This window comes from Idiomarina sp. UBA4206, assembly GCF_002383015.1.
Lineage (GTDB): Bacteria > Pseudomonadota > Gammaproteobacteria > Enterobacterales > Alteromonadaceae > Idiomarina > Idiomarina abyssalis.
On the sequence record NZ_DFTS01000037.1, the window covers coordinates 14,583 to 20,822 of the forward strand.

The following is a 6,240-nucleotide window of genomic DNA, read 5'->3' on the forward strand; positions in this document are numbered from 1 at the left end:
CTACGCCGGAGAGCCTCGCTACAGCCTGCGCGTACGCAATAACAGTTTCACTCTGGATAACTTGGGTGAGTGCATTGACGAAGCGCACCAACAGGGAAAGCGCTTTTATGTGGTAGTCAACATTGCCCCACATAATGCGAAATTGGCAAAGTTTGTTGAACACATTCGCGCTATTGTCGACATGAAACCGGATGCCTTAATTGTTTCCGACCCCGGAGTGGTGATGCTACTGCAGGAAAACTTCCCTGAGCAGCCCCTGCACTTATCGGTGCAGGCCAACACCATTAACTGGGCAGCGCTGAAGTTCTGGCAGCAACAAGGTATTGAACGCGTTATTTTGTCGCGCGAACTGGGGCTGAAGGAAATTGCAGAAATGCGCCAGCAGGTGCCGGACATTGAAATTGAAGTTTTTGTACATGGCGCCTTATGTATGGCCTACTCCGGGCGCTGCCTGCTGTCCGGTTATATGAACAAGCGCGACCCAAATCAGGGCGCCTGCACCAATGCCTGCCGCTGGGGCTACGAAGTTCACGAAGCCAAAGAGAACGCCGTTGGTCAGTACGAGCCGGTATTGCTTGGTGATCCGAAGCGTCCGCAAGACCTAATGTTGCTTGATGAAGACCAGCACGGCTCCTACATTATGAACTCCAAAGACCTGCGCGCCGTGGAATATGTCAATGACTTAGTAGACATGGGTGTGCACTCGCTAAAAATTGAAGGCCGTACCAAATCGGACTAATACATTGCCCGAACCGCTCAGGTCTATCGCCGCGCAATTGATGACGCTGTTGCCGGCAAACCTTTTAATACCGAGCTTCTTAATGAGTTAAACGGTATGGCAAACCGCGGGTTTACCCCGGGCTTTCTGCAACGTCACACCCCACAGGACTTACAAAACTACGAACGTTCACACAGCGAAGGCGAACATATTCTGGTAGGTCAGCTAACTGGGGCGGCAAACAACAACTCCGTTTATGAGGTCGCGGTAAAAAATGGCTTCTCTATTGGCGATGACTTGCTACTGATGACTCCGAAAGGCAACTACCCATTTCAGCTGGCACGTATGGAGTCACTTAAAGATGAAGTCATGATCCGCGCGCCGGGGTCTGGTTATCAGGTCAAAATTCAAACACCTGTCGCCATAGACGAACAGGACATTCCCTATTGTTTTCTCATAAAAGAAGCAGCAGTGAGGAAAGTAGCATGATTGTCATTAATGAGGGTTGTATTAACTGCGATATTTGTGAGCCCGAGTGTCCGACCGAAGCGATTTCGATGGGCGACAGCATTTACGAAGTAAATCAGGACAAGTGCGTCGAATGCGAGGGTTATTACGACACGCCTAACTGTTATGTCGTCTGCCCGGTTGAAGCGGTCGATATTCTACAAGCAAAGGGGTAAATACCCCCCTCTCTTTAGAGGTAGATAAATCATTCGGAGGGTTTTGTATAGTGAACCAGATCAATAATTCGGTAGATGAGATGACTATGCGTACCCCAATTCAATGTAGCCAATGCAGCATGCAATCGATTTGCGTCCCCGCTGGCCTGGTTCCAAGCGACGTCGAGATTCTCGATAAAAGCAGCCGCGAACCGCATCTTTATAATAAACGCAGCGTGGTTTTCAGCGAGGACCGCCCGTTAAATTCTGTGTTCGCGATTAAAAGCGGATCGGTCAAATGCTATACCATTGACAGTAATGGTAAGCAGCAGATTACCAGCTTCCATCTGGTGGGCGATATTGTAGGCCTTGAGGCATTAGCCAACGGTAAAGCCGCAACTTATTGCGAAACCTTAGAGACCTCCATGCTCTGCGAAATTAAGCTAAATAAACTGTTCGCGCAGGAGCTGCCCAAAGTTGAAAACAACCTTTTGCAGCTAATGAGCCGCCGTTTAGCCAATTGCAGCAAACACTACTTAAACATAGTGAATACCAGTGCTGAACAAAAAGTCATCGCTTTTTTGCTTTCAATCAGCACGCACATGCATCAACATGGTCTTTCACGCAACGAATATCGACTGCCCATGACGCGCACCGACATAGCCAACTATTTAGGCTTAGCCGTTGAAACCGTCAGCCGTATTTTTACATCGTTAAAGGAAGAATCCCTTATCGATACCAAGCAGTCTATTCTGACCATAAACAATTTAAACGCCTTAGAGCGCCGCGTCGCATAACGCTACTTTAGGAGGTTACATGTCATCCGCTGGTTTTAATTGGTCCGATCCCCTCAACTGGCAAAACGCTTTGTCCGATGAAGAGAAGATGATTCAGGAAAGTGCTCATCAGTACGCTCAGGAAAAGCTGATGCCCCGCGTGCTGGATGCCAACCGCAATGAGAACTTTGATCGCCAGATTATGAACGAGCTGGGTGAGATGGGGCTACTGGGCGCCACCTTACCGGAAGAATACGGCGGCAGCGGTGTTAACCATGTCAGCTACGGCCTTATTGCCCGTGAAATTGAGCGTGTCGACAGCGGCTATCGCAGTGCCATGAGTGTACAGTCATCGTTGGTGATGCACCCTATTTACACCTTTGGTACCGAGGCGCAGCGCAAAAAATACTTACCTAAATTAGCCAGCGGTGAATGGGTGGGTTGCTTTGGCCTGACCGAGCCAGATTCCGGCTCAGATCCGGCCAGCATGCGTACCACAGCTAAGCGCACCGACAACGGTTATGTGTTGTCCGGCTCTAAAATGTGGATAACAAACTCGCCTATCGCTGATGTTTTTGTGGTCTGGGCAAAACTTGACGGCGAAATTCGCGGTTTTGTACTGGAAAAAGGTATGAAAGGTCTGAGCGCCCCTAAAATTGACGGTAAGTTCTCGCTTCGAGCGTCTATCACCGGCGAAATTGTTATGGATGGCGTTGAAGTATCCGAAGACCATATTTTCCCTGAAGTTAAAGGTTTAAAAGGTCCGTTTAGCTGTCTCAATAAAGCGCGCTATGGCATTGCCTGGGGTTCGCTTGGTGCCGCTGAATTCTGCTGGCACGCAGCACGACAATATACGCTGGAACGCAGTCAGTTTGGCCGCCCGTTAGCAGCAAACCAGCTGATACAGAAAAAACTGGCTGACATGCAGACCGAAATCAGCCTGGGTTTACTAGGCTGCCTGCAAGCCGGACGCGAGCTCGATAACGGCACGCTTAACCCCATAGCTATTTCGCTCATTAAACGTAACAGCTGTGGTAAGGCACTGGATATTGCCCGTCAGGCACGCGACATGCACGGCGGCAACGGTATTGCCGATGAGTACCACGTAATCCGCCATGTGATGAATTTAGAAGCGGTGAATACTTACGAAGGTACACACGATATTCATGCGTTAATTCTGGGTCGCTCACAGACCGACATTCCTGCGTTTTAATAGCGAGGCTTATCATGCGTTGCGATATTGAGGGCTGGCAACAGGACTTTATTGAGCGACTGGCGCAGGAAGACTTGCCTGCGCCTCAGTCGCAGCACTCGAACTTGAGCGATACTGACTTATTTGCACTCTTTCACAGTCAGGTTCTGAGCCGCTTCACCGATATCGAATCACGACGCCTGCAGCGTCAGGGCAAAAGCTTTTACACTATTGGCAGCGCGGGACACGAAGGTAACGCTGCTATTGCCGCAGCGCTGCGGGTCACCGACCCGGCTTTTCTGCACTATCGCAGCGGCGCTTTTTTCTTGCAGCGTGCCAGGCAACTTGAGGGGTCGCACTCCCTGTACGACCTCATGCTGTCTTTTTGTGCCTCCAGTGACGACCCCATATCCGGCGGCCGCCACAAGGTACTGGGCAGCCTGGCGCTTAATATACCACCGCAAACTTCGACCATTGCTTCGCACTTACCCAAAGCCATGGGTACCGCCTACGCCATTGGACTCAGTAAACGCTTAAAGCAAGCTGGCCAGTGGCCAGATGATGCCATTGTGCTTTGTAATTTTGGCGACGCTTCAGCAAACCACTCTACGGCCGTAGGGGCTCTCAATGCCACCGGCTGGAGTGCGTACCAGGGCATGCCGATGCCCATTCTCTACGTGTGTGAAGACAACGGTATTGGCATTTCTACCTCAACACCCCGAGGATGGACCGCTCAGCAGCTTCAGAATTATCCGGCAATACGTTACTACTATGCAGACGGTGCTAATGTCAGTGAAACCTACGCTGTTGCCAGTCAGGCAGCCGACTATATAAGGCGCACGCGAAAACCCGCGATTCTGCATTTAAAAACGCAGCGCTTTTTTGGTCACGCCGGTGCCGATGCCGAAGTTGCCTACCGCAGCAGTGAATCAATTGCACAAGGCTTTGAAACCGATGTGTTGTTGCAAACCGCAGCACAAGTGGTCGAACGGGGCCTTTGCACCGGCTCTCAACTTTCGGAAAAAGCGCAGTGCTGGTTGCAGCGTATCCAGAGGGTGGGGGCTGAAGCTTCCACCCGGCCCAGACTCGAGTGCGCGGAGTCGGTCATGGCTTCCATTGTGCCAAAAACACTGGCCGACGATACTCAGCCACTAACCAGCACACAGCAACAGGCGGTATTCGCGTTTGATAAGCGTAACTTTAAGAAGCCCCAGCCCTTAGGCAAAATGATTAACTGGGCGCTGCACGAAATACTGGCGCGGTACCAGAACACCGTTGTCTTTGGTGAGGATGTCGGCAAAAAAGGTGGGGTGTACCATGTGACTCACCACCTTTTTGATCATTTTGGTGCTAACCGTGTCGTAAATACCTTACTGGATGAGCAAAGCATTCTTGGCTTAGCCATGGGCATGGCACAACAGGGTTTTCTTCCCATACCGGAAATTCAGTTCCTGGCTTACGTACATAATGCCGAAGACCAAATTCGGGGCGAAGCAGCCACTCTGCCCTTTTTCTCCAACGGCCAATACCACAACGGTATGGTCATTCGTATTGCCGGCCTGGCCTACCAGAAAGGCTTTGGCGGCCATTTCCATAACGACAATTCCTTCGCTGTATTCCGTGATATTCCGGGGGTTATCGTTATGTGCCCGTCGAATGGGCACGACGCGGTACTCATGATGAGGCAAGCGGTTCAGCTTGCCCACTGCCAGAAGCGCTTAGTCATTTTTCTTGAACCTATTGCGCTTTACATGACTCGTGACTTGCTTGAAGAAGGCGATCAAGGCTGGCTGCATGAGTTTCCATCAGCTGACGCGCCGCTACCAGCTTTAGGCGAGCCTTCCCGTTATGGTGACGGCGACGAGCTGGTCATTATCACCTATGGCAATGGTTACTACTTAAGTCGACAGGCATGCAGCGAACTCGGTCTTGAGAAACGCATCCGCATTCTTGATTTACGCTACTTAGTACCGCTGGATATTGAAAAGGTCGTAGACGCCATTGGCCCTGCTAACCATATTCTGGTTGTCGATGAGTGTCGTAACCGCGGTTCGCTAAGTGAAGAGCTGATAACGGCTCTGTACGAACACCGCCGTGACTGGCAACGCGTTGACCGCATTACCGCCAAGGACAGCTTTATTCCTCTGGGGTCAGCCGCTTATAAGGTTTTGCCCGGAAAAGAAGACATTCGCCAGTATTTACAGGAGCATTTAGGCCAATGAAACAAACTGCCGTTATCGTCTGCCCCGGTCGTGGTGGTTACAACAAACCTGAATTAGGCTCTATCACTGAGCGCCATTTGCCAAAGCAAAGCGAACTCATTAGCCGGTTAGATAAAGTCCGCGAAAACGAAGGTTTTACCGGCGTTTCGGAGCTGGACCAGAAAGATAAGTTCGATCACCGCCTACATTTAAAACCGGAAAATTCCGCAGCCTTAATTTTTGCCGCCGGTTACGCCGACTTCAAAGCGGTTGACCCGGAGCAGTATGACATAGTAGCCGTAACCGGAAACTCTATGGGCTGGTATACCGCCCTGGCCTGTGCCGGTGCATGGCAGCCGGAAAAAGCGATGTCTATTGTCACCGACATGGCAAAGCGAACTGCCACAGCCGAGGGTGCGCAGCTTATTTACCCCATTATGAACGAGCAGTGGCAACCGGACAAAGCTCGTGAAAAGGCCGTCAGCCGACTGTTAGAACAACACGCGGGAGAGCTGTTTTTATCCATTCGTTACGGCGGCTATGTTCTGCTGGCGGGTACACAGAATGCGATTAACGCTGCCAACAAAACCCTGGCTCCTGTTGATAACCGCTTCCCTATGATTTTACCCGGCCATGCGGCATTTCATTCGCCGTTAATGAAAGAGGCGTCAGATCAGGCTCTTTCCGTGTG

General features: G+C 50.9%; 5 protein-coding genes and 1 pseudogene. All 6 read left to right on the forward strand.

Annotated features, from left to right (window positions below; all coding sequences use genetic code 11):
* Nucleotides 1-1,207 (forward strand): annotated as a pseudogene (gene yegQ, locus B3180_RS07570) (tRNA 5-hydroxyuridine modification protein YegQ); the annotation flags it as partial.
* Nucleotides 1,204-1,401 carry a 4Fe-4S binding protein gene (locus B3180_RS07575; protein ID WP_224797673.1) on the forward strand — a complete coding sequence of 66 codons (198 nt, stop codon included), beginning with the start codon at nt 1,204-1,206 and terminating at the stop codon, nt 1,399-1,401. The pseudogene yegQ and the gene B3180_RS07575, both read left to right, overlap by 4 nt.
* 119 nt (nt 1,402-1,520) lie before the next feature.
* Nucleotides 1,521-2,177 (forward strand): helix-turn-helix domain-containing protein, encoded by a 657-nt coding sequence (locus B3180_RS07580; protein WP_224797672.1) that lies wholly within the window; start codon nt 1,521-1,523, stop codon nt 2,175-2,177.
* Nucleotides 2,178-2,196: 19 nt separating this feature from the next.
* On the forward strand, nt 2,197-3,369 hold the full coding sequence (locus B3180_RS07585) for an acyl-CoA dehydrogenase (protein WP_222236219.1): 1,173 nt from the start codon (nt 2,197-2,199) through the stop codon (nt 3,367-3,369).
* A gap of 14 nt (nt 3,370-3,383) precedes the next feature.
* Complete coding sequence (locus tag B3180_RS07590) at nt 3,384-5,570, forward strand: thiamine pyrophosphate-dependent enzyme (protein ID WP_278358591.1); 2,187 nt, start codon at nt 3,384-3,386, stop codon at nt 5,568-5,570.
* Nucleotides 5,567-6,240, forward strand: a 674-nt coding sequence (locus B3180_RS07595; protein ID WP_286843844.1) for a malonyl CoA-ACP transacylase, incomplete at its 3' end; no start/stop codon positions are given. The genes B3180_RS07590 and B3180_RS07595, both read left to right, overlap by 4 nt.

What these genes read in the sequence shown, in the direction of transcription:
- B3180_RS07575 (WP_224797673.1), top strand. Translation starts at nt 1,204, where the DNA reads ATGATTGTCATTAATGAGGGTTGTATTAACTGCGATATTTGTGAGCCC.
- B3180_RS07590 (WP_278358591.1), top strand. Translation starts at nt 3,384, where the DNA reads ATGCGTTGCGATATTGAGGGCTGGCAACAGGACTTTATTGAGCGACTG.
- B3180_RS07585 (WP_222236219.1), top strand. Translation starts at nt 2,197, where the DNA reads ATGTCATCCGCTGGTTTTAATTGGTCCGATCCCCTCAACTGGCAAAAC.
- B3180_RS07580 (WP_224797672.1), top strand. Translation starts at nt 1,521, where the DNA reads ATGCAATCGATTTGCGTCCCCGCTGGCCTGGTTCCAAGCGACGTCGAG.